We start from the raw sequence: 25,729 nt of genomic DNA, 5'->3' as shown, positions 1-25,729 counted from the left end.
GACACAACGAAGGGCCCCCAGGGATTTCCCTGGGGGCCCTTTCGTTGCGTCGTACTAGATCGCGGCCACCTGGTACGGCGCCAGCTCGCCCGCGAGCTGCGGGTGCACCCGCGCCGTCAGCCTGGTCCCGTCGCCGGTGTGCTCCAGGGTGTCGACCGACCCTTCGGAGTGGACCCGCGAGACCAGGTCGCCCCGGTCGTAGGGCAGCAGCGCGTCGACGGTGATGTGCGGCTGCGGCAGCGACGCCTCGACCAGCGCCTTCAGCTTGTCGATGCCCTCACCGGTCCGGGCCGAGACCACGATCGCGCCGGTCTCGCGGTGCAGGATCGGGGCCAGCGCCAGCTGGTCGGCCAGGTCGCCCTTGTTGATCACGATGATCTCGGGGACGTCGACCGCGCCGATCTCGCTCAGGACCTCGCGGACCGCCTGGATCTGGGCCATCGGGTCCGGGTGGGACCCGTCGACCACGTGCAGCAGCAGGTCGGCGTCGGCGACCTCCTCCAGCGTCGAGCGGAACGCCTCGACGATGTCGTGCGGCAGGTGCCGGACGAACCCGACGGTGTCGGTGAAGGTGTAGACCCGGCCGTCGGACGTGGTGGTCCGGCGGGTGGTCGGGTCCAGGGTCGCGAACAGCGCGTTCTCGACCAGGACGCCCGCACCGGTGATCGCGTTCAGCAGCGAGGACTTGCCGGCGTTGGTGTAGCCGGCGATCGCCACCGACGGCACCGAGTGCCGGCGGCGCTCCTGCCGCATCGTCGAGCGGGTGCCCTTCATCTCCTTCAGCTCACGGCGCAGCTTGGAGATCTTGGTGTTGATCCGGCGCCGGTCGGTCTCGATCTTGGTCTCACCCGGACCACGACCACCGATACCGCCACCGGCCGCACCGACCCGGCCACCGGCCTGGCGGGACAGGTTCCCACCCCAACCACGCAGGCGCTGCTTCATGTACTGCAGCTGGGCCAGCTCGACCTGGGCCTTGCCTTCCTTGCTCTTCGCGTGCTGGGCGAAGATGTCCAGGATCAGCGCGGTCCGGTCGACCACCTTGACCTTGAGCTTGTCCTCCAGGTTGCGCAGCTGCGCAGGAGCCAGCTCGCCGTCGGCGATCACCGTGTCCGCGCCCAGGGCGGCGACCAGGTTGCGCAGGTCGGCCACCTTGCCGGACCCGATGAAGGTCGCGGCGTCGGGCTTCTTGCGGCGCTGGATCACGCCGTCCAGGACCTCGGAACCGGCCGTCTCGGCGAGCAGCTTCAGCTCGGCCAGCGAGTTCTCGGCGTCCTCGGCGCTGCCCTCGGTCCACACCCCGACCAGGAGCACGCGCTCCAGCAGCAGCTTGCGGTACTCGACCTCGCTGATGTCGGTCAGCTCGGTCGACATCCCCGCCACGCGCCGCAGCGCCTGGCGTTCCTCGAGCTCCAGGCCTTCCAGGCCCGGACCCTCGGTGTCGTCGTAACCCGTCGACGAAGTCTCCTCGTCGTCGAGCGCGTCGTCCTGCGTCAGGTCGAGGTCGACGTCGTTGATCTCTTCGTATGCGTTCGAATGGGTCGTCATATACCTTCCATCGTGGCACGGCTCACCCGTACGGGCGACCCGATTACTTCCTTCAACGACCCGCTCACGCGCTGAATTCCCCGCTCAAGCGGGCAACCAGCCCCGGTCGAAGTCTCCCCGGGCGTGCACGACGGCCGGTCCGCGCAGCTCCAGGTGGTTGTCGGCCCGCCACGTCACGGACACCTCGCCACCCAGTACGCCGACCCGGTACGTGACCGGCCGCTCCTGCCGGGCGGCCAGCGTCGAGGCCACGGTGACCGCGCAGGTCCCGGTCCCGCACGAGCGGGTCTCCCCCGCGCCGCGCTCGTGCACGCGCATCTGGACGTCGTACGGGCCCTGACGAACCACGAACTCGACGTTCGCGCCATCCGGGAAGGCGCCTTCCGGGGACCAGGTGGGCTGCTCGACCAGGTGTCCCGGCTCGCGCAGGTCGTCGACGAACGCGACCGCGTGCGGGTTGCCCATGTCGACGGCGACCGCGGGCCACTGGTGCCCGTTCGCCTCGACGACCACGCCGGCCGGGCCCACCCGCGGCTCGCCCAGGTCGGCGGTGATCGTGCCGTCGTCGTGGACGACGACCTCCTTGACCCCCGCGCGGGTCCCGATCCGGACCGGCTTGCCGGTGGTCAGGCCCTCGTCGACCAGGTACCGGACGAACACCCGGATGCCGTTGCCGCACATCTCCGCGGTCGAGCCGTCGGCGTTGCGGTAGTCCATGAACCACTCGCCGCCGTCCTCGACGTACGTCTGCTTCGACCCGTCGATCACCCGCAGCACCCCGTCGGCGCCGATCCCGGCATGCCGGTCGCACAGGAACCGCACCAGCTCGGGCGCGAGGTCCCCGTGCACCGAACCGTCGGGATCGGGCAGCAGCACGAAGTCGTTCTCCGTACCGTGCCCCTTCAGCCAGGGAAAGGTGCTCATGGGTTCATGGTAGGGCTAGCGCACGGGGTAGCAGGCCGAGACGACCTTGGTCCACACCTCGTTCGGCCAGCCCTGGCCCGCGGGCGGCGGTACGTCGACGAGGGCCGCCGGCGTGAAGACCCGCGGGTTCGCCAAAGGCCAGGCGAACGACATCGCGGGGACCGGCTCGCCGTCCTGAGCCGGCTGCGTCTGCTCGGGGAACCCGCCGAGCCGCAGCCGCACACCGTCCGCATTCTGCTCGCCCGGCTTCATCTCGTACCTGGTCCGCTCGATGGTGTTGTCGGCGAACAGCTGACCACAGGTCACCGGACCGGCGGACGGCCCCGAACCAGCGGCCGCCGGGGCCTCACCGGCCGATGGCAAGGCCAAGGCCACTCCGCCGGCAGCGACGACCACCGCAACCGACGCCACCGCCACGGTCAGGCCTCGACGGCGCCGGCTATGCCGTCCGCGGGCGATCGCTGTGGACAGTTGGTCGTCGGTCAGCGTCGGCGCGGGGCCGGCGGCTTGGTCGAGCAGGTTTCGCAGGTCGGTCATCGCACACGCTCCAGGTTGTCCAGCGGGTCGTCGACGAGATCGCGGAGCTTGCCCAGGGCCCGGGCGGTCTGGCTCTTGACCGTGCCCTCGCTGCAGTCCATCAGCACCGCCACGGTCGCCACGTCCAGGTCGCGGAAGTAGCGCAGAACGACCACCGCCCGCTGCCGCCGGGGCAGCTGACCGAGGGCGTCGAGCAGCGTGAGCCGCTCGGCGGGATCGGGCCCACCAGCCGGTACGGCGTCCAGGAACTCGTCCGTCGAGGTCTCCCGGCGTCGCCAGAACCGGCGCCGCTCGTCGATGAAGACGTTGATCAGGATGCGGTCGGCGTACGACGCCGCACCGTCACCCTGCCGGACCTTGCCCCAGTGCACGTAGAGCTTGGTGCACGCGGTCTGGACCAGGTCCTCGGCCCAGTGCACGTCTCCTCCGGCCAGCAGCCGCGCGGTGCGCAGCATGCGGCCGTAGTGGCCGCGCAGGTAGTCGGCGTACTCGTCGTCCCGGCTCATCGCACTCCACTCCGTCGTGATCTCACCCTGAACTACAGGTCAGGCGACGGATCGGTTGCACGGAGTTCAGCGGGTGCGGTAGCGCGCGTAGATCAGCCCGCCGGCGAAGGAGCGCTGGTCGACCAGGTCGAGGTCGAGGCGGATGCCGTCGGGGAAGAAGCGTTTGCCGCCGCCGACCACGCTCGTGGTGACGAACAGGTGGTACTCGTCCACCAGTCCGGCGGCGATCGCCTGGGCCGCGAGGTTGGGGCCGTCGACGCTGAGGTCGTGCTCGGACTCCTCCTTGAGCCGGCGGACGGCGTCGGGGTCGAAGGAGCGCTCGATCGTGGTCCGCGCGCTGGAGACCGACTCCAGCGTCGTCGAGTACACGATCTTGTCCGCGGCCTGCCAGTCCCGGGCGTACTGAACGATGAACGGCGGCGCCTCGGGCTCGGCGTGCGCGGTCTCCCAGAACACCATCGTCTCGTACATCCGCCGCCCGTACAGGAACGTCCGCACCGGCCGGAACAGGTCACCGATGAACGTGTGCACCTCCTCGTCCTCGGCGCCACGGCCGAGGTCGCCCTCGGCCGCCTCGGCGTAACCGTCGAGCGAGGTGATCATCGAGTAGACGAGCTTGCCCATGCGTCCCCTCCCGGGTCAGTAGATTTGGTGCGTGCAGATCGCGTACTTCTGGGAGCGGGACGACGCCGAGGCAGTGGCCGAGCGGCTCGGCGGTGAGCTGCGGCGCGAGCGGTTCCACGGGGAGGACGACGACGAGGACCACCCCTGGGTCGTGGTGCTGCCGGCGGACGCCGCCATCCAGCTGGTCGACGAGTACGACGGATGGCTGGAGCCGGCTGTCGAGCAGCCGGCTCCGGAACCACCGCCGTTGCCTACGGCACCTCAGCGGCTGAAGAAGCGCTAGCGCGGCCAGACCTGGTGGACGGTGGCCGCCGAGCCACCGCCGCGCCGCTTGGGCTCGGCCGCGGCCAGGTACCCACCGCCGGGCAGGAACTCCAGCGCGGCGACCGCACCGATCTCAGCGGCCGAGGTGAGGGCGTCACCGGCGAGCACGAGCTTGTGCCCGTACGGCGTGAGCTGGTCCTCGTACGCCGTGATGAAGTCCGGTTCAGCGGTCACGGTCGCGGTGTTGCGCTGCGACGCCCGCGGCGCGGCGACCGCCTCCGGCAGCGTCATCCCGCGGTCGAGCCGGTTGGTCAGCGTCTGCAGGACCGTGGTGATGATCGTCGACCCACCCGGCGAACCGAGCGCGAGGAACGGCTTGCCGTGCTTGAGCACGATGGTCGGCGACATCGACGACCGCGGCCGCTTGTTCGGCTCGATCCGGTTCGGGTCGGCCGGGTCCGGGAGAGCGCTGAAGTCGGTCAGCTCGTTGTTCAGCAGGAAGCCGCGGCCCGGGACGGTGATGCCGGAACCACCGGTCTGCTCGATCGTCAGCGTGTACGACACGACGTTGCCCCACCGGTCGGACGCCACCAGGTGCGTCGTCGACAGGCCCTCGGTGTCGGGGTGCTCGGCCTTCGCCACGGCCGGCGCGCAGGCGTCGTACGAGCCGTCGGGCGACCCCGGCGGCACCGGCTTGGCCGCGGCCTTGTCCGGGTCGATCTGGCAGGACCGCTCGGCGCCGAAGCCCTTCGACAGCAGCTCCTCGGTCGGTACGTCGACGAACTTCGGGTCGCCGACGTACCGGCCGCGGTCGGCGAACGACAGCGCGGACGCCTCGAGGTAGTTGTGCAGGGCATCCGGTGTGCTCAGCTTGGAGAGCTTCTTCGGCGCCAGGATGTTGAGCGCCTCACCCACCGTCGTCCCGCCGGACGAGGACGGCGCCATGCCGTAGACCTCCAGGCCGTCGTACCGGACCTTGGTCGGGTCCTGCTTCAGCACCTTGTACTTGGCCAGGTCCGCCGTGGTGAGGTAGCCGGGGAACATCGGCAGCGTCGCGCCGGGAGCCTTCGGCGGAGTCTTCACGACCGCCGCCATCTCCGCCGCGAGCGGGCCGCTGTAGAACGCCGAGGGTCCCTGCTTCCCGATCAGCTCGTAGGTCCGGGCCAGCTCCTTGTTCCTGAACACGGTGCCAACCTGCGGAGCGTCCCCACCGGGCAGGAACAGCTTCGCGGTCGGCGTGACCTGGGCGAACCTGGTCTTGTTGTCCAGCGTCTGGTTGCGGAACGTCTGGTCGACGACGAAGCCCCGGTCGGCCAGGTCGGCGGCCGGCTTGATCGCCTTCTTCAGCGACAGCGAACCCCACGACTTCAGCGCGGAGTCCCACGTGGCCAACGTCCCCGGTACGCCGACCGAGACGCCGGAGGTGACCAGTTCGGCGAACGGGTACGGCGTGCCGGTGGCCTTGTTGACGAACGCGTCGCCGGGCATCGTCGCCGGCGCGGTCTCCCGGCCGTCGATCGTGTAGACCTTGTGGTTCTTCGCGCTGTAGTAGACGAAGTACCCGCCACCGCCGATACCGGCCGAGTACGGCTCGGTGACGCCGAGGGCGGCGGCGGTCGCGACCGCCGCGTCGACGGCGTTGCCGCCGCGGCGCAGGACGCCGATGCCGACGTTGGTGGCCTCGGGGTCGACCGAGGCGACGGCGCCGCCGAAGCCGATCGCGGTGGCGTTCTTCGCCGGGGGCTTGGGCGCGTGACTCTCGGCGGTGGCCTGGGCGGGCACACCGCCGGCGGTCAGGCCGGTCAGGACGAGCGCACCCGCGGTCAGGGATGCGGCCAGCTTCTTCGGTGTCACCGGGGTCCTCCGCAGGGGTTCGGCGTACTGGGAACCACCTGCCTACCCGAACGGTGAGGTCTACGCCAGTTCTCGCGCGTCAGGACACCGTGCAGGACCCCAGGAAGCGACGGACCAGGTCGTCGTTCCAGTCCTGGTGCTCGATCGGCAGCTTCGCGACCAGCCAGCTGTCGCCGAGCCGCACCTGACCGACCTCGCGGCCGCCGGTGCTGCCGACGTGAAAGACCTTGCCGCCGGACTCGACGGCGCGGATCCTGCTCAGCGGCTGCGGCTCAGGAGCCGTGAACAGCTCCAGCTGGGCCGACGTGTCGGCCGTGCGCGCGCTCGGTGGGGTCAGGACGACGCGCTGGGCCGCGCCCTGCGGGGCGGCCGCCCAGCCCAGCGGGGCCAGAGTGCAGCCGATCGAGTTCCACGGCTTGGGGTTGGCCACCAACTGGACCGCGGTCGCCGTGTACGTCGAGAAGGTCTCCTCCTTCGCGCCCGACGGAGTGGCCGAGCCCGTCGTCGCCGACTCCGGCTGCGGCTGGGGCTGCGTGGCCGGGGCGTCGCTGGCGACCTCCGCCTCGCCACCGCTCCACCACTCCCCCTGGTCACCGACGACCAGTACGGCGGTGGTCGCCGCCGCCACGCACAGGACACCGGTGACCCGGCGGCGCGCCTTGATCCGGCGCAACGCCCGGCGCCCGCGGGTCACGTCCGCGTCCACGTCCGCCGGTGGCAGGCCGTCGACCGCTCGGTCGGCGAACTGCTCCAGCAGCCTCTTCACGTCGTCCACGTCAACTACTCCCGGTCGCGGGACCCGAGGCCTGGTCGTCGGCCATCAGGTCCTTCAGTCTTTTCAGTGCTTTCGCGGTCTGGCTCTTCACGGTGCCTTCGGTGCACTCCAGGATCCGCGCGCAGGTCGCCACGTCGAGATCCTGGAAGTAGCGCAGCACGAGGACCGCGCGTTGCCGTGGTGCCAGGTCGAGCAGGGCGCTCCGGACCGCCAGCAGGTCGGCGTGGTCGGCGACGTCGGGCTCCCGCGGTTCGAGCCGGTCCGCGGTCATCACCTCGGGGTGGCGGCCGGCCCGGCGGCGCTCGTCCAGGAAGGCGTTCACCAGGATCCGGTGCGCGTACGGCCCGGCGCCCTCGTGCCGGATCCGGTGCCAGTGCACGTAGACCCGGGTGCAGGCGGTCTGGACCAGGTCCTCGGCGGTGTGCACGTCTCCGGCGGTGAGCAGCAGCGCCGTTCTCAGCAGTCGGGTGCGGTCCGCGAGCACGTACTCACGGAACTCGGCCTCACGGTCACCCCCTCGCATCCACAGCCCCCAGGCCCTCTTCCACCCCGTCTACGTCGGTCGCGGCCTTTTGGTTGCCTCGCAGTACCCGAATCGCCTGCTCGACCAGGTCGGGCGCGTCGTAGGGCAACCAAACGATCCGCGGGTCCTTGCGGAACCAGGAATCCTGCCGCCGCGCGAAGCGCCGGGTCTGCTGGGCGGTCTGCTCGCGGGCCTCGGTCTCGGAGATCTCGCCGCGCAGCAGGGCAACGACCTGGGGGTAGCCGAGCGCGCGGTTCGCCGTACGGCCGTCGAGCAGTCCGTGGTCGAGCAGCCCGCGCACCTCGTCGACGAAGCCCTGCTCGAACATCCGGTCCACCCGCCGGCCGATACGCTCGTCGAGCACCGGACGCGGTACGTCGAGCCCGATGTAGACGGCGCCGGGATAGATCGAGGTGTGCCCGGGCAGGGTCGCGGCGTACGGCGCTCCGGTGAGCTCGATGACCTCCAGCGCGCGGACGATCCGGCGGCCGTTGCTCGGCAGGATCTGCTCGGCGGCGGCCGGGTCCACCTCGGCCAGACGCTGGTGCAGTACGCCGGAGCCGTGCTCGGCCAGCTCCTGCTCGAGCCGCTCGCGGATCGCCGGGTCGGTGCCGGGGAACTCGAAATCGTCGAGGATCGCGCGCACGTACAGCGCCGAACCGCCGGCCAGGACCGGCACCACCTGACGGCGCAGACAGTCGTCGATCGCGGCCCGCGCGAGCTGCTGGAACTCCGCGACGGTCGCGGTCTGCGTGACGTCAAGGATGTCCAGCAGGTGGTGCGGTACGCCGGCCCGCTCGGCCTCGGTGATCTTCGCCGTACCGATGTCCATCCCGCGGTAGACCTGGTACGCGTCGGCGCTGACCACCTCGCCGCCGAGGTGCTTGCACAGAGCAACGGACAGGTCGGACTTGCCGGCCGCGGTGGGACCGACGACGGCGACGACGAGTGGTGCGGCCATCGGTCCAGTGTGACAGTGCGGTCGCCGCTGGGAGACACGGCGTGACGCACGGCGTGAACTCTGGGACAAGAGTGACGGAGTGGGACTTGTGGAGAACCTCGCGTGGCGGTAGGAACAGGGTGAAGCCGGACCCACGACCCGGGAGGGAACCCGTAGTGACGAACCAGTTCGAGGAAGAGACCGCGGCGGCCAAGGACGCGGTCGACAAAGGCCCGCAGCTGAGCGGCGGTGACGTGGAGCTGAAGAGCGGCGGCGACGTCGAGCGCGGCGGGAAGGGTGAGTCCGGGGGTGACGTGGAAAGCGGAGGAGACGTCGAGAGCGGTGGCGACGTCGAAAGCGGCGGGGGAAACTGAACAACCTCCCACATCTGGAGCCGTCCGGGTGGGAAGATCCCGCTAGCTGTCTGTAAGCAGTTCACTACGCAAGAACGGGAACCCCACGATGGGCATCTTCGACAAGTTCAAGGGCAAGGCCGAGGACCTGAAGGACAAGGCGACCGACCTGGTCGACCAGCACGGCGACAAGGTCGGCGACGGCCTGGACAAGGCCGGCGACTTCGCCGACAGCAAGACCGGCGGCAAGTACGGCGACAAGATCGACCAGGGCGTCGACGTCGCCAAGGACCGCCTCGACGGTCTGGACGGTCAGGACGACGACATCGAGAACAAGCCGAACCCGGCCTGATTCTCCACCGAAGGGCCGCGGGAGCAACTTCTCGCGGCCCTTCGGTCTGTCCGGGACCCGGATGCCGAAGGCAAACACCTGTCGGCGGGGCGGACTAGGGTTTCGGGCGTGGAGAGATTTCGAGTGGTACCCGCCGCGTACGTCGTCCTGCGACGGGGCGACGAGGTGCTGATGCTGCTGCGGGCCAACACCGGCTACATGGACGGCTACTGGGCCGTCCCGGCCGGGCACGTCGAGCAGGGCGAGTCGGTCCTGGCGGCCGCGCGGCGCGAGGTGCTCGAGGAGGTCGGGGTCGAGATCGACCCGGCCGACCTGGTCCCGCTGACCGCGATGCACCGCACCGGTGGCAACGGCGAGTGGATCGACGAGCGGGTCGACTTCTTCTTCACCGCCACACGCTGGAAGGGCGAGCCGCGGTCGATGGAACCCGGCAAGGCCGACGGGCTCGCGTGGTACCCGCTCGACCAGCTGCCCGACCCGGTCGTGCCGCACGAGGCGCGGGTGCTGGAGGGTGTGCGCATGGGCAATCTCCCTCCGGTGATCGCCCAGGGCTTCACCGATTGACCCCTGCTGTTCACCGAGCCACCTCTACAGTTCCTGCGTTGTCAGTGAACCTCTGGAGGCATCGATGGACCAGTACGACGGCACGACCCGACGGCGGATCCTGCAGGCGAGCGCGCTGGGCGCGGGCGCGGCGTTGATTCCCGGGGTCGCTTCAGCCCAGGGAGTCGGCCACTCCGGTGGGACCACCCCCGACTCCGAGGACCTGCGGTTCACGCTGGCCGTCGTACCGGACACGCAGTACCTGTTCGATCTCGATCGGGGTGACGCCGCTCCGCTGACCGCGAGCTTCAAGTACCTGGTCGAGCACCGCGGCGCCGAGAACCTCGCCTTCACCGCGCACCTGGGTGACGTGGTCGAGAACGCGCAAGCCTCGGAGTTCGCCCAGGCCAACCCGGTCTTCGGTGTGCTCGACCGCGCGCGGCTGCCGTACAGCGTGCTGGCCGGCAACCACGACATCGACGCCTCGAAGGACGACCAGCGCGGCGATTCGCCGTACTTGCACGTCTTCGGGCCGCAGCGCTTCCGCCGGATGAGCACGTACGGCGGGTCGACGCCGGACGGCTACAACTCGTACCACGTGTTCCGCGCGGCCGGCCGCCAGTGGCTGCTGCTCGCGATGGACTGGCGGCCGTCCGACGCCGGCTTCGCGTGGGCCCGCCAGGTGATCGCGGCGCACCCGCGACTGCCGGTCATCCTGACCACGCACGACCTCGTGTACGCCGACGCGGGCGACCCGGTCGCTCACCTGTCCGACCACGGCAACCGCGTCTGGGACCAGCTGGTCAACGGCAACGACCAGATCTTCCTCACCCTGAACGGCCACTACTGGCCGTCCGGCCGGACGGTGAAGCAGAACGCGGCCGGTCACGACGTCCACCTGCACATCACCAACTACCAGGACCGGTACTACGGCGGCAGCGGCATGATCCGGCTGTACCACTTCGACCTGGCCCGCAACATGATCGACGTCGAGACGATCTCGCCGTGGATCCTCGGCCAGGACCCGGCCCGGCGCAGCCTGCTCGCCGAGGGCGAGATCGAGCTGACCGACGACACCAACCGCTTCAGCGTGCCGATCGACTTCGCCGAGCGGTTCGCCGGGTTCGCGCCGGTGCCGGTGCGTCCGGCACGGCCGGCCTCGAAGCTGGTCCTCCCGGGGACGGTCGCGTACTGGCGGTTCGACGGGCCGGTGGCGTCGCGGGTGGTGGACCACTCGGGGCGTGGGAATCACCTGACGACGGCGTACCTGCCGGGCAGTCCTGCGGACAGTCTGAAGGCGTCGACGGAGTTCCACCCGGAGCAGCCCGGGCACGCGAGCTGGTTGTTTGCCGGGGGCAAGAAACCTGCGCGGGGCGCCTATCTGACGACGGCCGCGGACGCGCCGCTGAACCGGCTGACTTTTCGGGGTGGGTACACGATCGAGGCGTTCGTGAAGCTGCTCGACGACGGTGCCGATCACTCGTGGATGGGATTGCTGAGCCGGATGGGGACGGGTGCCGATGCCGGGAAGACGGGCAGCGATCCGTCGGAGCCGGTGGTCAACCTCGCCTTCTCCGGCGGGCGGCAGGCACAGTGGGCGGTCTACCCGCTCGACCGCAACGACACGTTCACGAACTGGGGGCACGAGCAGGTCGCCGGTGAGTGGTTCCATCTCGCGGTGGTCAACGACGGGCGTTTCACCACTTTGTACGTCGACTCGTCGCCGCTGCTGCGGAATCCGTCGACGCGGTCGAACGGGCTGGCCACGGCGAACCTGCCGTGGTTGCTCGGGGCGAACCACTACGACAACGTCGTCGAGCAGGCGTTCGCCGGGCACATCGGTGAGCTGCGGATCGTCGACCGGGCGCTGCCGGTGAAGAGCTTCCTGAACGCCTAGAGCATGCTGCGGATGAGCTGGTCCTGCTGAGGTAGCAGGGCCAACTCTTCCTTGGTGAGCGTGACGTTGTTGCCTCGTCGCGCCAACGCCGCCGGAAGCTGCGGTCTCGGGTCGATCGAGTGGACCAGGTAGCTGGTGAGGGCCTCGCGCAACAACGGCGACAGCTCGGCGTACGCCGGGTCGAGGGCGACCTGGGCGAAGATGATCGCCGTCATCGCGACGTCGAACGCGGGCGGCCCTTCCTCGGCGTTCCGCCAGTCGATCACCACCGGGCCGTCGGCGGTCAGCATCACGTTCTCCGGATGCAGGTCACCGTGCATGATCACGCGGTCCTCGGCGCCGCTCGGTGCGGGAATCGCGTGCAGCCGTCGATGCAGGTCGGCGTGCAACTCCCCCAGCTCCACCGGTCCGATGTCCCCGGCCACCGCCGCGGCAGCGAGCGTCGGCCCGGTCAGCCGCTGGATCACCATGTCCGGCCCGTCCACCCGCCCGACCGCCGGCACCGGGTACCCGTGCCGGCCGACCCACTTCATGTACTCCGCCTCGTCCCGCACGGGGTGCCCGTTGCGGTAGCGCCGCAGGACCCAGTCGTCGTCGATGGAGTAGACGTCGGCGTCCCGGCCGGAGGCGAACGGCTCGGGACTCGACATCAGTTGACCTGGCAACCGCCGGCGACGGGCTCGAGCGGCGCGGGCTTGCCGATGGTGGGCAGGCCGAGCATCACGCCGGGGGCCGAGGAGGCCGGGGCGTCCTGCAGCCTTTCCCAGGCGTCGCCGGCGCGCGTACGGCGTACTGAACCGAAGACGTCGGCGACCAGGTGGTGCGGGGCGCCGTAGGTGACCTCGACCGTTGCCATGTCACCCGGTCGGGGCGCCTCGACGCCTTCGGGCAGGGCGAAGTGGACCAGGCGGTTGTCGCGGGCGCGCCCGGACAGCCGGTGGGTCGCGGCGTCCTTGCGGCCCTCACCCTCGGCGACCAGGACCTCCAGCGACTTCCCGACGAGCGCCTTGTTCTCCGACCAGGCCATCTCGTCCTGCAGCGCGACCAACCGCTCGTACCGCTCCTGGACGACCTCGCGCGGGACCTGGTCCTCCATCGACTCCGCGGGAGTGCCGGGACGCTTGGAGTACTGGAAGGTGAACGCACCGGCGAACCGCGCCTGCCGGACGACGTCCAGCGTGCCCTGGAAGTCCTCCTCGGTCTCGCCGGGGAAGCCGACGATGATGTCGGTGGTGATCGCCGCGTCCGGCATCGCCGCGCGCACGTCGGAGATGATCTTCAGGTATCGGTCGCGCCGGTACGAGCGCCGCATCGTCTTCAGGATCTGGTCCGACCCCGACTGCAGCGGCATGTGCAGCGAGTGCATCACGTTCGGCGTCTCGGCCATCGCCTCGATCACGTCCGCGGTGAAGTCGCGCGGGTGCGGCGAGGTGAAGCGGACCCGCTCCAGCCCGTCGATCGCACCGCAGGCGCGCAGCAGCTTCGAGAACGCGTACCGGTCGCCGAACTCCACGCCGTACGAGTTCACGTTCTGGCCGAGCAGCGTCACCTCGAGCACACCCTCGGCGACCAGCGCCTCGACCTCGGCCAGCACGTCGCCCGGGCGGCGGTCCTTCTCGCGCCCGCGCAGCGCCGGCACGATGCAGAACGTGCAGGTGTTGTTGCAGCCGACCGACACCGACACCCACGCCGAGTACGGCGACTCGCGCCGCGTCGGCAGCGTCGACGGGAAGACGTCGAGCGACTCCAGGATCTCGACCTGCGACTCCTCGGCGATCCGCGCCCGCTCCAGCAGCACCGGCAGCGAGCCGATGTTGTGGGTGCCGAACACGACGTCGACCCAGGGCGCCTTCTTGGTGATGGTCGCCTTGTCCTTCTGCGCCAGGCAGCCGCCGACGGCGATCTGCATGCCCGGCGTCTTGGCCTTCACCGGCGCCAGGTGCCCGAGGTTGCCGTACAGCTTGTTGTCGGCGTTCTCGCGGACCGCGCAGGTGTTGAAGACGACCACGTCGGCCTGGTCGCCCTCGGGTGCGCGGACGTAGCCCGCGTCCTCCAGCAGGCCGCGCAGGCGCTCGGAGTCGTGGACGTTCATCTGGCACCCGTAGGTGCGGACCTCGTAAGTACGCATAACAGCCACCAAGACTACGACCTGCGGGCGCCTCAGGCAGAACCGACCAGTCGGACGTCGGGAGTGCAGTACCCGACCAGGAGGGCCTGGCCCGGGCCGACCGACGCGCCACGGGTCGCGTCGCCGTTGCGGATCAGCAGCGATCCGGTGCGCTCACCGGTCCGGGCCACCCATGACGACGCCTGGATCGCCTCACCGGTCTGGTCGGCCCGGGACAGGAACGGGTTGTGGATCCTGGGCTCGCTGAAGACGAGCAGACCACCGTTGTCCACGTAGACCGCGACGACCTCTCCCGGAGCGCTCTTCTTCCACAACCGCTCGCCGGTGCCCGCGTCCACGGCCGAGAGCTCGCTCCCGTTGCGGTAGACCAGCACGTCGGACCCGGCCACGGCAGGTTCGTCGCCGGTGGAGAAGGTCAGGCCGCTGACGGCCCGCCAACTGCCGTCCTTCAGCGACACCGTTCGGGCGTTGCCGTCCTGTTCCAGGTACGCGCGGCCAGGGGTGAGCCGGAGTCTGCCGGGCACCTCGGCGTTCATCCCCTTCAGGCACGTCATGCCCTGGGTGGCCAGAACCTGCCGCCCGTCGCGCAGCCCCACCAACCGACATCCGTCCTCGGTCCGCTCGGCGATCACCACCAGATCGCCTTGGATGCCGAGGCTGGTCAGGGGCCGGGCCGCGTGCCGGCCCAGCTCGCGGCCGTCGGCTGCCGCGCGGACCACGTACTCCGCCGTCGAGCCGGTCCCGTCGCGGCCCAGCACCACGGAAGGCAACGGCGCCACCGTACGGCGTCCGATGTCGGCCAGCCCGGGGTTGATCTCGGCCGCCCGGTCGTCCTGCTGCTCCCAGACCGTCTTCCCCGACTTGTCGACCCCGGTCCATCGGCACGGCTTGGCCGGAAGCTGCACCCGGCAGTCCGCCAGTACGACGACGCCGTCGGCGACCGCGACGACCGGAGTGGGCTTGTCGAGCGTGCCGATCGCACCACGGCCGCGGAACGGCCTCGACCACAGTTCGGCACCGTCGGGCGAGTAGTGGGTGACCTCACCCGCATCGCCGTCCCAGCCGACGACCGAACCGTCCGCGGCCACCGCGGTGGCGCCGTACCGGGCTGCCGGGAACTCGGCCACCACCTGTCCGCCGGCCTTGTCGTACGCCTGAAGCGGCTGCTGGGCGCTGAGCAGGTAGACCCGATCACCGATCGACCAGACACTGATCGGCGTCGACATCGGAAGCGGTACGTCCAGCGACGTGGCCCACCGGACGTCCGAACGCGTCTGCGCGGCCAGGGCGGCCCTCGGCACCGCGATCGCGGCCACCAGAGCGGCGAGCACGACGAGAACGCCGGCCGGCCAGAGGACGAGCCGCCGCGCGGTCCACCGCCGCAGCCCGGCAGCGGTCGCGAGCACGACCAGCGGCGCGCAGAGCAGCAGCCCCACGACGTACAGGGCGGGTCTCGGAACGGCGATCGCCCAGACCACGGCCGCCAGCCCGGCCAGGGTGAGGAGGCCGAGGGCAACAAGCCGGCGGCGAGGCATCAGCTCTGTCTTCACCCGTCCGACCTTAAAGTCCCAGCGGTTCCGGACGGTGGACCTGGCACCCCCTCGGTTCGGGGTCTGCTACCCCTGACCGCGACGAGCCGAGCAACAACCATGGAACCCATGAACAGTTCCCGTCGTCAGTTTCTCGCTCGTTCCGCTGTCGCAGGTGCCGCTGTGGTCGCCGGTGGCAGCTTTGCCTCCTCCCCCGTCGCCGCCCTGGCTGCGGTCGGGACCACCCGGATCACCGCGCTCACCGGCGTGACGGTGATCGACGTCGCCACCGGCCACCGGGCCAAGCACCAGACGGTGCTGATCAGCGGTGACCGGATCATCGGTGTCGGCCGCAACCTGCCGGTTCCGCGCGGGGCCACCGAGCTCGACCTGACCGGGAAGTTCGTCATCCCCGGCCTGGCCGACATGCACGTCCACAGCCTCGGCGACGAGCACGTCTCGCCGCCGCTCTACCTGGCCAACGGCCTGACCACGGTCCGCGAGATGGCCGCGCCCGACCCGGTGCTGTACGAGTGGCGCGACCGGATCGACGCCGGCACGCTGCTCGGTCCGCGAATGGTCGTGGCCAGTCAGATCATCGACGGCGACCCGACGCTGTGGGACCCGAACCTGCTGCACGTCCTGGTGGTGAACGACGAGGCGTCCGCGCGGGCCGCCGTACGGCAGGTGAAGGCCGAGGGCGCCGACTTCGTGAAGGTGTACTCGCGGCTCGGCCCCACGGCGTACCGGGCGATCCTCGACGAGGCGCGGCGCAACGGGCTGACCGTGCACGGGCACGGCCCCGACCAGGTCTCGATCCAGCAGGTCAGCAACGGCGGCCAGCGCAGCATCGAGCACATCCACGCGCTCGCCCTGTCGGTGTCCAGCCGGGAGGCCGAGGTACGCCGGATGCAGCGCGCCATCACGATCGCGACCGGCGACTACAACGGCTGGTTCCGGCAGGTGCACCCGATCGAGTGGATCGCCGCGAACTCGTTCAGCCGCTCCCGCGCCGCCGACGTGTTCGGCCTGCTGCGCCGCAACCGGACCCGGGTCACCCCCACGCTGACCATACACAACGTGCTCGACCGGCCCGACTACACCAGCCTCGACCCGGCCACCAGCAAGTACCTGAGCGCGGACTCGATCGGCACCTACGAGTACGTCCTGGCCAACCTCTACAGCGCGAACCGCCCGCCCGAGGAGATCGCCCGGCAGCAGCAGATGTGGGAGTACCACCAGCGGTTCGTCCGCGAACTGTTCGCCCACGACGTCCCGATCCTGGCCGGCACCGACACCGGTACGCCGTGGATGGTGCCCGGCTTCGCCCTGCACCAGGAGCTCGAGTTGCTGGTCGGCGCCGGCGCCACCCCGCGCCAGGCCCTGTACGCCGCGACCGTCGAGCCGGCCCGGTTCCTCGGGATGAGCGACGACCTCGGTTCCGTTGCCCCGCGCAAGATCGCCGATCTGGTCGTGCTGGACGCCGATCCGCTGACCGACATCCGCAACACGCGGCGCATCCACACCGTGGTCACCCGCGGCCGGGTGATCACGCCGCAGGCGCGGCGGCGCATGCTCGCCGGCGTCGAGGCCGCCGTACAGGCTCCGCCGGCCGGTCGCGCCCTGGCGGCCGGAGGGTGCTGCGGCGGGCACTGACATCGACGGACAGGGCGCGGACCGTGACCGAACCGTCACGGTCCGCGCTCATGGTCGCAGATCGTTACCTCCGCGGAATCGGGGGGCCGTGCGAGGCAACCCTTGCCTCGGCTAGGTTCACGCCATGAACGATTCCGTCACCTCGGCGAACGCCGCTCCGGTGAAGACCGAGCTGGTCGCGCTCACCGGCGTCAACAAACACTTCGGTGACCTGCACGTGCTGAAAGACATCAACCTGTCGATCGGCAAGGGCGAGGTCGTCGTCGTGATCGGCCCGTCGGGGTCCGGGAAGTCGACGCTGTGCCGCGCGATCAACCGCCTGGAGCCGATCGACACCGGCAGCATCACCCTCGACGGTCAGCCGCTGCCCAGCGAGGGCAAGGCCCTGGCGCGGCTGCGCGCCGACGTCGGCATGGTGTTCCAGTCGTTCAACCTGTTCGCCCACAAGACGATCCTGCAGAACGTCACGCTCGGACCGACCAAGGTCCGCGGCCTGTCGAGGGCGGAGGCCGACCAGAGCGCCCGCGCCCTGCTCGAGCGGGTCGGCGTCTCCGCGCAGGCCGACAAGTACCCGGCCCAGCTGTCCGGTGGCCAGCAGCAGCGGGTGGCGATCGCCCGCGCGCTGGCGATGGACCCGAAGGTGATGCTGTTCGACGAGCCCACCTCGGCGCTGGACCCGGAGATGATCAACGAGGTTCTCGACGTGATGGTCGGGCTCGCCAAGCAGAACATGACGATGGTCGTGGTCACCCACGAGATGGGCTTCGCCCGGAAGGCGGCCGACCGGGTCGTCTTCATGGCCGACGGTCAGATCGTCGAGGAGGCCGAGCCGGAGCGGTTCTTCACCGATCCGCAGACCAAGCGGGCCCAGGACTTCTTGTCCAAGATCCTCACCCACTGACCGCCGCCCGCAGTTTCCGAGCAGTACCGAAACACTGGAGGAGAACCACCATGCGACAGCGGATCATCGCTGCCCTCGGCATCACGGTCCTGGCCGCGACCAGCCTCACCGCCTGCGGTGACGACTCGGGCGCCGGTGGCTCCGGGTCGAGCGGTGACAAGATCACCATCGGCATCAAGTACGACCAGCCCGGCATCGGCCTGAAGGAAGGCTCGAACTACACCGGCATCGACGTCGACGTGGCCAAGTACGTGGCCAAGGAGATGGGCTTCGCCGAGGACAAGATCGAGTTCAAGGAGGCCCCGTCGGCCCAGCGCGAGACGCTGCTGGCCAACGGCCAGGTGAAGATGATCTTCGCCTCGTACTCGATCACCGACGCCCGCAAGGAGAAGGTCTCCTTCGCCGGCCCGTACCTGGTCGCCGGTCAGGACCTGCTGGTCAAGGCCGACAACACCGACATCACCGGTCCGGACTCGCTGAACGGCAAGAAGCTGTGCTCGGTGACCGGCTCGACGTCGGCCCAGAAGGTCGCCGACAAGTTCGCCAAGACCGTCCAGCTGCAGAAGTACGACACGTACTCCAAGTGCGTGGAGGCGCTGGCCGGCCCCGCGATCGACGCGGTCACCACCGACAACACCATCCTGGCCGGTTTCGCCTCGCAGGCCGCCAACCAGGGCAAGTTCAAGGTGGTCGGCAAGACCTTCTCGACCGAGCGCTACGGCGTCGGCCTGAAGAAGGGCGACACCGAGACCTGCACCAAGGTCAACGACGCCCTGAAGAAGATGGTCGACTCCGGCGAGTGGCAGAAGGCGATCGACAAGAACGTCGGTCCGTCCGGCCTGAAGCTCGACCCGGCGACCAACCCGCCGAAGGCCTTCGACACCTGCGCCTGACCTGACACCCCGGTGGGGAGGGACCTGCGGAGGTTCCTCCCCACCGACGGGTCCGGGCCCTCACCTCTTGCTGGAGCACCATGGATGCGATCTCCGAGTTCTTCAACACCTACGACGGTCTGCAGGCGTTCAAGCAGACGATCTACCTGACGTTGCTGTCGGCCCTGTTCGCCCTCGTCATCGGTACGGTCGTCGCGGTGATGCGGGTCTCCCCGGTCCGCGTGCTGCAGCTGATCGGTACGGCGTACGTCAACATCGTCCGTAACACGCCGCTGACCTTGGTGATCGTGTTCTGCAACCTCGGCCTGTTCCTGCAGCTGGGCCTCTCGCTGGCCGACCAGAACTCGCCGACCTCGATCGACGACAACAACTTCCGGCTCGCCGTGCTCGGCCTGTCGGTCTACCACGCGGCCTTCGTGGCCGAGGCGATCCGCAGCGGCGTGAACACGGTGCCGCTCGGGCAGGCCGAAGCGGCCCGGGCGATCGGCCTGCCGTTCCTGAAGACCCTGCGCCACGTCGTCCTGCCACAGGCCTTCCGCGGCGCCGTCGCGCCGCTGGGCAACGTGCTGATCGCCCTGACCAAGAACACGACGGTCGCGTCCGTGATCGGCGTGACCGAGGCTTCGGCGGTGATGAAGGTGATGATGGAGAACCGGCCGGACGTGATCTTCGTGGTGTTCGGCATCTTCGCCGTCGGCTTCGTCATCCTGACGCTGCCGGTCGGAGTCCTGTTCACCTCGATGTCCAAGCGCCTGGCGGTGAAGCGATGAGCGCCGGAGTTCTGTTCGACGCCCCGGGCCCGCGGGCCAAGCGGACGTACCGGCTGGTCGGTGTGGTCAGCATCGTCGCGATGCTGCTGGTCCTGTGGTTCGTGATCGACAAGCTCGCGGAGAAGGACCAGCTCACCGCCGCGAAGTGGAAGCCGTTCCTGACCGCCGAGATCTGGACCGAGTACCTGATCCCCGGCCTGATCGGCACGCTCACCGCGGCGGCGATCTCCGTGGTGCTGGCGCTGACGCTGGGCGGCCTGCTCGGTGTCGGCCGGCTGTCCGCCGCGGCCTGGATCCGCTGGCCCTGCAGCGTGGTCGTGGAGTTCTTCCGCGCCGTACCGGTGCTGCTGATGATGCTGTTCGCCTACGCGCTGTTCGCCTTCTACGAGACCTTCCCACCGGACCGGCTCGCGCTGGCCGCGGTCGTCACCGGCCTGACCCTCTACAACGGCTCGGTCGTGGCCGAACTGGTCCGCTCCGGCGTGCACTCGCTGCCCAAGGGCCAGAACGAGGCCGCGCTCGCGGTCGGTCTCACCACCGGCAAGACGATGCGCCTGGTGCTGCTGCCGCAGGCGGTCACCGCGATGTTCCCCGCGATCGTCGGCCAGCTGGTCGTCGTCCTGAAGGACACCGCGCTCGGCTACATCATCACCTACGAGGAACTGCTCCGGAAAGCCGAGCAGATCGGCAACTACAAGAGCAACCTGATCCCGGCGTTCATCGTGGTCGCCGCGATCTTCATCCTGATCAACTACCTGCTCGGCGCCCTGGCCACCCGGATCGAGCAGCGCACCCGCCGCCGCGGCCGCTCGGCCGGCGGCCCGATCGCCCCGGACCAGATCGACCAGGCCGCGGCCGCCAACGCGGCGGCCAGCGCCAGCTCCGCGGGCACCGGCTCGCTCTGACCTGACCGGCCTCAGCGAGGGCACCGGGATCACCCCGGTGCCCTCGCTTTTTGCCGTCGGCAACCAACTCGGGCGCGATGACTCTCCGCATCGCTACACTCGCTCTCAGTGACCATGCTCCTGAAGCGAAAGGCACGAAGATGAGACTGTCTCGACTCGCCGCGGTCGCGGCGATCGGCGTACTGATGCTTCCGGCAACGACCACGGCCGCGCAGGCGGCCCCGGCCAGGGACACCTGCGCCGTACCGGTGGTCGCGAAGGAGTTCGACCACGACCAGACCGGCGGCTGGTGGAAGATCACCATCACGATGTCGTGCGACTGGAAGTACACCAAGGCCTACGACGTCGACGTCTACAACCGAACCACCAAGAAGACCTACTTCGCGCACTTCGGGACGACGCTCGCGAACTCGTACTCGAAGGTGGTGACGATCCCGTCCACTCCACCCAACCCGCGGGAGACCGCCTGCGTCGACGCGCAGGCCACGGTCTACGGACCGCGGGAGGATCCGCTCGGCTCCCAGCGCACCTACGACTGCTTCCCGATCACGTCGCCGAGCCGAGGAGCCCGATGAAGCGAACGCTGCTGGCGCTGGCCGGAAGTGTGGTGCTGCTGGCCGGTTTCGTTCCCGGCGCGGCGGCCACGCCGACGATGGACTTCTGCTGGGACATGGACGCCAACTTCACTCCGGCCGGCGGCGGCCAGCGCGGTAGGGTCAACGTGCTGGCGCACTGCGAGGCCAGAGCGGACAGCTGGCGGATCGACGTCTACGTCAACGGCGAGTGGTGGGCGGTCGGCAGCGGCGGCAAGATCCCCGGCGTCCGCGAGCACTGGCTGGGCGTCGACGTACCGTCCATGCCCAAGCCCAACGACAAGCGCGGCAACTACGTCTGGGCCAAGGTCACCTACAAGGCCGGCGACACCTGGGAGAACAGCTACCGCGAGGAGCTCGGCTGGTTCCCCTGCAAGAGCTGCACCAGGTAGGTCTCTCCCTTCGGGACGGGCGCTCACCGCCGCGACACGGGCGCCCGCCCCCGGGAGGGTTCGGGGGCGGGCGAGCCAGTTGGGTCATCCGGGTCAGTAGATGTTGGACGGGCGGACCATGCCTTCGGCGAGGTCGCCTAAGCCGGGAGCCATGATGGCGCCGGGGTTGCCGAGCACCTCCTCGACGATGGCGGTCTCGGTGGTGATGAGCAGGGCGGCGATGGAGGCCGCGCTCTCCAGCGCCGAGCGGGTGATCTTGACCGGGTCCATCACGCCGAAGTCGAACATGTCGCCGTACTCGCCGGTGAGGGCGTTGAAGCCCTGACCGACCGGCAGCTCCGCGACGGTCTTCACGACCTCGTCGCCGTCGTACCCGGCGTTGATGGCGATCCAGCGCAGCGGTTCGGCCAGCGACTGGCGGACGATCTCGCGCCCGGCCAGGGCGTCGCCGGTGAGCTCGAGCTTGTCGAGGGAGTCCCGGGCCTGGGTCAGCGCGGAGCCACCGCCGGCGATCACGCCTTCCTCGAGCGCGGCCCGTGTGGCCGACAGCGAGTCCTCGACGCGGTGCTGCTTCTCCTTCAGCTCGACCCCCGTGGCCGCGCCGACGTGGATCACCGCGACCCGGCCGGCCAGCCGCGCGATCCGCAGCTTCAGGTTGTCCTGGTCGTGCTCGTTCTCGGTGCGGTCCAGCTCCTTCTCCAGCTGGTGCAGCCGCGCCTCGACCAGGTCCGCCGCGCCGGCGCCGCCGACCATCGTCGTACCGTTCTCGGTGATCGTGATCCGGTGGCAGCTGCCGAGGTCCGCCGTCGTCACCGAGTGCAGGTTCACCCCGGAGTCCTCGCTGACCACCCGTCCACCCAGTACGGCGGCCAGGTCCTCCAGCTCGGCGACCCGCCGGTGCCCGAACCCCGGGGCCCGGACGACCACCGACCGGAACGTGTCGTGCACGTTGTTGCTCACCAGCATCTGCAGCGCCGGGCCCTCGACGTTCTCGGCCAGGATCACCAGGGGCCGCCCCGACCGGGTCACCGCCTCCAGCGTCGGCATCAGGTCCTGCAACTGGCTGATCTTCCGGTTCGTCAGCAGGATGAACGGGTCCTCGAACACCGTCTCCATCCGCTCCTTGTCGGTCACCATGTACGGCGAGATGAAGCCGTGGTCGAACTCGATGCCGTCGACGACGTTCAGGCTCAGCCCGTACGCCGGCGACTCCTCGACGGTGACCACGCCGGTCTTGCCGACCCGGCTCATCGCCTGCGAGATCACCGAGCCGATCTCCGGGTCGTCGTTGGCCGACAGCGTCGCGACGTACAGCAGGTCGGTGTCGCCGCCGATCTCCGACGTCCGCTCGAGCAGCGTGCGGACGACAACCGCGACGGCTTCCTCGATCCCGCGCCGCAGCTGCATCGGGTTGGCGCCCTCGTCGACGGCGCGCAGCCCTTCGCGCACCAGCGCCTGGGCCAGCACGGTCGCGGTCGTCGTGCCGTCACCGGCCACGCCGTTGGTCTTCATCGCGACTTCCTTGACCAGCTGCGCGCCCATGTTGGCGAACGGGTTGCGCAGCTGGATCTCGCGCGCGATCGTCACGCCGTCGTTGGTGATGGTCGGCGGTCCGGTGAGCTTCTCCAGGACGGCGTTGCGCCCCTTCGGGCCGAGCGTCACCTTGACCGCGTCGGCGAGCGCGTTCACGCCCTGCTCGAGCAGCTGCCGCGCGTCGGTGGAGAAGCGGAGGTCCTTGGCCATGATGGATCCTTTCGGTCAGGCGACCTGGACCGGCGCGGAGCCGATCGGCTTGTCGGTGTCGTCGGCAACGATCCGCAGCTCGGCGGGGACGTCGAGGTCGTAGAGCTTGGCCGCGTTCAGCCCGAGGATCTTGCGCTTCACGTCCGGAGTCAGCACGCCGTACTCGGACTGCATGTCCTCGGGGATCTGGAAGTCCACGAACTGCTCGACCAGCCACTTGGGCTGCCAGATCGCGTAGTCGCTGGCGAAGGTGATCCGGTCCTCGCCGATCCAGTACAGGAGCTCGCCGATGATCTGCGCGAAGTACCGCGGCCGGCTGTGCATGAACGGCATCGCGACCGCCAGACCGCCGTACACGTTGGGCTCCTGGGTCGCGATCCAGCAGAAGTCCTCGAGCCGGGGCAGGCCGACGTGCTCGACGATGAAGTTCAGCTCGGGGAACATCGACGCCGCGTAGTCGATGTCCTGCACGTCGAAGGCGTCCCGGTTCAGCGGGTAGATCGTGGGGCCCTTGTGCACGTGGATGTTGGTGATGCCGAGCTCGACGCACTTGCGCAGGTACGGCTCGGCGGACGGGTCCGACAGCTTCCAGCCCTTGGAGTCGCCCTTCCACTCCGCGGTGTAGAGCTTCACGCCGCGCAGGTTCCAGCGGGCGTGCAGCTCCTCCAGCTTGTCCAGGCCCTCGGCGCCGTCGCGCGGGTCCCAGGCGCCGTTGGTGATGAACTTGCCCGGGTTGTTCTCCATCACCGCGCCGTCGCGCTCGGTGGTGTTGAACCCGTCGACGTAGAAGTCGGTCAGGTACGTCGGCTGGAAGATCGCCTGGTCGACGTACCCGATCTCGAACAGGTCGTGCAGCAGGTCGGCCTCGGAGTAGGCGCCGAACTTCTCCGGCGTCCAGACGTACTCCGCCGGCGACAGGTTGCGGTGGTAGTCGTAGAAGCAGGCGGTGAAGCCTTCGCCGTACCGGTTGCGGTTGTTCTCCGGCCGGCCGTTCCAGAAGTGCACGTGGCTGTCGACCACGTAGTACTTCTCGCCGTTGTGCTCGTACACGGTGTGCCTCCCTGGCAGGCAGCAGCTGGGCCCCGGCGGACCGGGGCCCAGGCTGATCAGCTGGAGACCTCGACGAGGTCGAAGTCGATGTACTCGGCGGCTTCCTCCGGGCTGGAGAAGAGCATCGTCTTGTCGTCGAAGTGGACCATCCGCCCGTAGTGGGTGGACATGATCTCCTCGAAGTCGGACTGGTCGAAGTCGGCGCCGAGCGCGTCGGAGATCTCGGCGAAGTCGAAGGTGATCGAGCCGACCCCGTCGACCCGGATCATCGACGGGTACTCGGTGATCGTCACGTTGTCCTTGCGGCCCATGATGTCTGCGACCACGTAGCCGTTCTGGTTGTTCATCAAGGTCACGCCGCACATGTTGGAGAAGGTGCGGTCGACGGCCCCGAACTCCTTGTGGGTGGTCACTGGTCCAGCTCCTTCGGGATCTCGAGGTCGAGGTCGGACAGGACGCTGCGGAAGCTGTCCTTGGCGGCGGCCAGCGAGTCGGCGAAGGTGACCACCTTCTCGTTCGGCTGCGACCAGATCGGCTGCAGCTCGTGGGCGGCGTGCAGGCTCTGCGGCACCCAGACCGACAGCCACTCGCCGAGCACGGCCTTGTTCGCGTCGCCGTGCTTCGCGTCGCGGGTCAGCATCGAGAACAGCGCCCGGCTGTACCCGAGGTCGCGGCTGTAGTCGTTCTCGCCGGCGCCGACGATCGTCGGGGTGATGTAGTCGCCGTTGCGGGCCGAGATCTGCATCAGCAGGTCGGACCGGAACAGCACCCCGACCAGCGACTCGAACACCACGTTGGTGGCGAACAGCGCCTCGCCCCAGTCACCGATCGCGGTCAGCCGCTCGGCGTTCTCGCGGACGCCCTGCCAGACCGGGTCGGACTGCCAGACCTCGCGGTGCACCTTGCCGTCGAAGTCGATGTCGGACTCGGCCAGGTCGAGGTTGAACAGCGCGAGATCCTGGGCGAAGCGCAGCTTGTGCGCCGCGTTGACGGCCATCGCGTTGTTGATCATGTTCGTCGGCGCGGACCGCTGGGCGGCGGTGAACACGTGCATGCCCAGCCCGTTCTCGGCGTGCATCCAGGCCCCGAGGTTGCGCTCGATGAAGCGCGTCCAGGCCGGGTTCCAGTGGCTGTACGCCTTGGCCCGCTTGGCGTTCTCCAGGCTGAGCGAGATCTGCCGGACGATCGCCGCGTTGTTGCGGTAGATCGTCTTCTCCCACTCCTCGTTGGGGTCGCGGAACTGGTGCCAGTCCGACGAGACCAGCCGGGTCCAGTCCTGCGGGTAACCGCCCGGCGTGTTCGCGAAGCCGTAGATCCAGCCCTGCGACAGGTGCCGCTCGGGATCGGGCTGCACGTCGAAGGTCACGTCCTCGTACGTCGTCGCCCGCGCCTTGGCCGGCTTGTAGTAGTTGTAGCTGCGGCTGGTGGAGCTCGGGAACGTGAGCGCGCCGGCCTCGGAGTCGGTGAACTCCGGGTGCGGGAAACTACGTTCCTTCTTGGTATCCGGGCTGGTCTGTGTCATGTCCGTC

At 69.4% G+C, this 25,729-nt stretch carries 28 protein-coding genes; 12 read left to right on the top strand and 16 right to left on the bottom strand.

Features of this window, described 5'->3' with window-relative positions; genetic code table 11:
• Positions 1-54: 54 nt before the first annotated feature.
• The 5 genes from hflX to ABD235_RS39710 all read right to left on the bottom strand — a co-directional run bounded on the left by hflX (position 55) and on the right by ABD235_RS39710 (position 4,139).
• Positions 55-1,548, bottom strand: coding sequence for a GTPase HflX (hflX, locus tag ABD235_RS39730; protein ID WP_344183828.1), 1,494 nt, complete (start codon positions 1,546-1,548; stop codon positions 55-57).
• Between the two features lie 84 nt (positions 1,549-1,632).
• Entirely contained in the window at positions 1,633-2,472 is an 840-nt protein-coding gene (gene dapF / locus ABD235_RS39725) for a diaminopimelate epimerase (protein ID WP_344183827.1), read from the bottom strand.
• A gap of 15 nt (positions 2,473-2,487) precedes the next feature.
• Complete coding sequence (locus ABD235_RS39720) at positions 2,488-3,009, bottom strand: hypothetical protein (protein WP_344183826.1); 522 nt, start codon at positions 3,007-3,009, stop codon at positions 2,488-2,490.
• Positions 3,006-3,515 (bottom strand): SigE family RNA polymerase sigma factor, encoded by a 510-nt coding sequence (locus ABD235_RS39715; RefSeq protein WP_344183825.1) that lies wholly within the window; start codon positions 3,513-3,515, stop codon positions 3,006-3,008. Before ABD235_RS39715 ends, ABD235_RS39720 begins: the two co-directional genes overlap by 4 nt.
• 66 nt (positions 3,516-3,581) lie before the next feature.
• Positions 3,582-4,139, bottom strand: coding sequence for a dihydrofolate reductase family protein (locus ABD235_RS39710; protein ID WP_344183824.1), 558 nt, complete (start codon positions 4,137-4,139; stop codon positions 3,582-3,584).
• 31 nt (positions 4,140-4,170) lie between these two features.
• Here ABD235_RS39710 and ABD235_RS39705 point away from each other — a divergent pair, with 31 nt between their 5' ends.
• A complete protein-coding gene (locus ABD235_RS39705; RefSeq protein WP_344183823.1) occupies positions 4,171-4,422 on the top strand; it encodes a hypothetical protein in 252 nt (83 codons plus the stop codon).
• On the opposite strand, the gene ggt is transcribed toward ABD235_RS39705, so the two are convergent.
• From ggt to miaA, 4 genes are all read right to left on the bottom strand, one after another.
• Positions 4,419-6,257: a gamma-glutamyltransferase gene (gene ggt, locus ABD235_RS39700; RefSeq protein WP_344183822.1), complete on the bottom strand. Its 1,839-nt coding sequence runs from the start codon at positions 6,255-6,257 to the stop codon at positions 4,419-4,421. The genes ABD235_RS39705 and ggt overlap by 4 nt on opposite strands.
• A gap of 79 nt (positions 6,258-6,336) precedes the next feature.
• Positions 6,337-7,032 (bottom strand): hypothetical protein, encoded by a 696-nt coding sequence (locus ABD235_RS39695; protein ID WP_344183821.1) that lies wholly within the window; start codon positions 7,030-7,032, stop codon positions 6,337-6,339.
• A 1-nt stretch (position 7,033) separates the two neighbouring features.
• Complete coding sequence (locus ABD235_RS39690) at positions 7,034-7,555, bottom strand: RNA polymerase sigma factor (protein WP_344183820.1); 522 nt, start codon at positions 7,553-7,555, stop codon at positions 7,034-7,036.
• The gene (miaA, locus tag ABD235_RS39685) at positions 7,542-8,516 is read right to left on the bottom strand and encodes a tRNA (adenosine(37)-N6)-dimethylallyltransferase MiaA (RefSeq protein ID WP_344183819.1); all 975 of its coding nucleotides are present in this window, start codon (positions 8,514-8,516) and stop codon (positions 7,542-7,544) included. The genes ABD235_RS39690 and miaA overlap by 14 nt, the downstream gene beginning before the upstream one ends.
• 155 nt (positions 8,517-8,671) lie before the next feature.
• Here miaA and ABD235_RS39680 point away from each other — a divergent pair, with 155 nt between their 5' ends.
• From ABD235_RS39680 to ABD235_RS39665, 4 genes are all read left to right on the top strand, one after another.
• The gene (locus ABD235_RS39680) at positions 8,672-8,869 is read left to right on the top strand and encodes a hypothetical protein (RefSeq protein WP_344183818.1); all 198 of its coding nucleotides are present in this window, start codon (positions 8,672-8,674) and stop codon (positions 8,867-8,869) included.
• An 88-nt stretch (positions 8,870-8,957) separates the two neighbouring features.
• Entirely contained in the window at positions 8,958-9,200 is a 243-nt protein-coding gene (locus tag ABD235_RS39675) for an antitoxin (RefSeq protein WP_344183817.1), read from the top strand.
• Positions 9,201-9,308: 108 nt separating this feature from the next.
• A complete protein-coding gene (locus ABD235_RS39670) occupies positions 9,309-9,764 on the top strand; it encodes an NUDIX hydrolase (protein WP_344183816.1) in 456 nt (151 codons plus the stop codon).
• Positions 9,765-9,828: 64 nt separating this feature from the next.
• The gene (locus tag ABD235_RS39665) at positions 9,829-11,640 is read left to right on the top strand and encodes a LamG-like jellyroll fold domain-containing protein (protein ID WP_344183815.1); all 1,812 of its coding nucleotides are present in this window, start codon (positions 9,829-9,831) and stop codon (positions 11,638-11,640) included.
• On the opposite strand, the gene ABD235_RS39660 is transcribed toward ABD235_RS39665, so the two are convergent.
• From ABD235_RS39660 to ABD235_RS39650, 3 genes are read right to left on the bottom strand one after another with little or no spacing between them, the layout of a single operon-like run.
• Complete coding sequence (locus tag ABD235_RS39660; protein WP_344183814.1) at positions 11,637-12,290, bottom strand: phosphotransferase; 654 nt, start codon at positions 12,288-12,290, stop codon at positions 11,637-11,639. The genes ABD235_RS39665 and ABD235_RS39660 overlap by 4 nt on opposite strands.
• Positions 12,290-13,768 (bottom strand): tRNA (N6-isopentenyl adenosine(37)-C2)-methylthiotransferase MiaB, encoded by a 1,479-nt coding sequence (gene miaB / locus ABD235_RS39655; RefSeq protein WP_344183813.1) that lies wholly within the window; start codon positions 13,766-13,768, stop codon positions 12,290-12,292. The genes ABD235_RS39660 and miaB overlap by 1 nt, the downstream gene beginning before the upstream one ends.
• Before the next feature lie 32 nt (positions 13,769-13,800).
• A complete protein-coding gene (locus ABD235_RS39650; protein WP_344183812.1) occupies positions 13,801-15,318 on the bottom strand; it encodes an outer membrane protein assembly factor BamB family protein in 1,518 nt (505 codons plus the stop codon).
• Positions 15,319-15,426: 108 nt separating this feature from the next.
• On the opposite strand from ABD235_RS39650, the gene ABD235_RS39645 reads away from it, so the two are divergent.
• The 7 genes from ABD235_RS39645 to ABD235_RS39615 all read left to right on the top strand — a co-directional run bounded on the left by ABD235_RS39645 (position 15,427) and on the right by ABD235_RS39615 (position 21,407).
• Entirely contained in the window at positions 15,427-16,953 is a 1,527-nt protein-coding gene (locus tag ABD235_RS39645) for an amidohydrolase family protein (protein ID WP_344183811.1), read from the top strand.
• A 172-nt stretch (positions 16,954-17,125) separates the two neighbouring features.
• On the top strand, positions 17,126-17,854 hold the full coding sequence (locus tag ABD235_RS39640; protein ID WP_344183872.1) for an amino acid ABC transporter ATP-binding protein: 729 nt from the start codon (positions 17,126-17,128) through the stop codon (positions 17,852-17,854).
• A 50-nt stretch (positions 17,855-17,904) separates the two neighbouring features.
• Positions 17,905-18,747, top strand: a complete 843-nt coding sequence (locus ABD235_RS39635; RefSeq protein ID WP_344183810.1) for a glutamate ABC transporter substrate-binding protein — start codon at positions 17,905-17,907, stop codon at positions 18,745-18,747.
• Between the two features lie 80 nt (positions 18,748-18,827).
• Complete coding sequence (locus ABD235_RS39630; protein WP_344183809.1) at positions 18,828-19,517, top strand: amino acid ABC transporter permease; 690 nt, start codon at positions 18,828-18,830, stop codon at positions 19,515-19,517.
• Entirely contained in the window at positions 19,514-20,422 is a 909-nt protein-coding gene (locus tag ABD235_RS39625; RefSeq protein ID WP_344183808.1) for an amino acid ABC transporter permease, read from the top strand. Before ABD235_RS39630 ends, ABD235_RS39625 begins: the two co-directional genes overlap by 4 nt.
• Positions 20,423-20,562: 140 nt before the next feature.
• Positions 20,563-20,997, top strand: coding sequence for a hypothetical protein (locus ABD235_RS39620; protein WP_344183807.1), 435 nt, complete (start codon positions 20,563-20,565; stop codon positions 20,995-20,997).
• On the top strand, positions 20,994-21,407 hold the full coding sequence (locus ABD235_RS39615) for a hypothetical protein (protein ID WP_344183806.1): 414 nt from the start codon (positions 20,994-20,996) through the stop codon (positions 21,405-21,407). Before ABD235_RS39620 ends, ABD235_RS39615 begins: the two co-directional genes overlap by 4 nt.
• 93 nt (positions 21,408-21,500) lie before the next feature.
• On the opposite strand, the gene groL is transcribed toward ABD235_RS39615, so the two are convergent.
• Genes groL through ABD235_RS39595 form a run of 4 tightly spaced genes read right to left on the bottom strand, consistent with a single transcriptional unit; the run spans position 21,501 to position 25,722 of the window.
• Complete coding sequence (groL, locus tag ABD235_RS39610) at positions 21,501-23,150, bottom strand: chaperonin GroEL (protein WP_344183805.1); 1,650 nt, start codon at positions 23,148-23,150, stop codon at positions 21,501-21,503.
• 15 nt (positions 23,151-23,165) lie between these two features.
• Positions 23,166-24,200: an amidohydrolase family protein gene (locus ABD235_RS39605; protein ID WP_344183804.1), complete on the bottom strand. Its 1,035-nt coding sequence runs from the start codon at positions 24,198-24,200 to the stop codon at positions 23,166-23,168.
• A 56-nt stretch (positions 24,201-24,256) separates the two neighbouring features.
• Positions 24,257-24,613: a propane 2-monooxygenase effector subunit MimD gene (gene mimD / locus ABD235_RS39600; RefSeq protein WP_344183803.1), complete on the bottom strand. Its 357-nt coding sequence runs from the start codon at positions 24,611-24,613 to the stop codon at positions 24,257-24,259.
• Positions 24,610-25,722 (bottom strand): aromatic/alkene monooxygenase hydroxylase subunit beta, encoded by a 1,113-nt coding sequence (locus ABD235_RS39595; protein ID WP_344183802.1) that lies wholly within the window; start codon positions 25,720-25,722, stop codon positions 24,610-24,612. Before ABD235_RS39595 ends, mimD begins: the two co-directional genes overlap by 4 nt.
• Positions 25,723-25,729 lie beyond the last annotated feature (7 nt).

It is taken from the genome of Kribbella lupini (assembly GCF_039529595.1).
Taxonomy (GTDB): domain Bacteria; phylum Actinomycetota; class Actinomycetes; order Propionibacteriales; family Kribbellaceae; genus Kribbella; species Kribbella lupini.
Note: the sequence above shows the minus strand (reverse complement) of the source record. Positions and strands in the feature narration are given on the sequence as shown.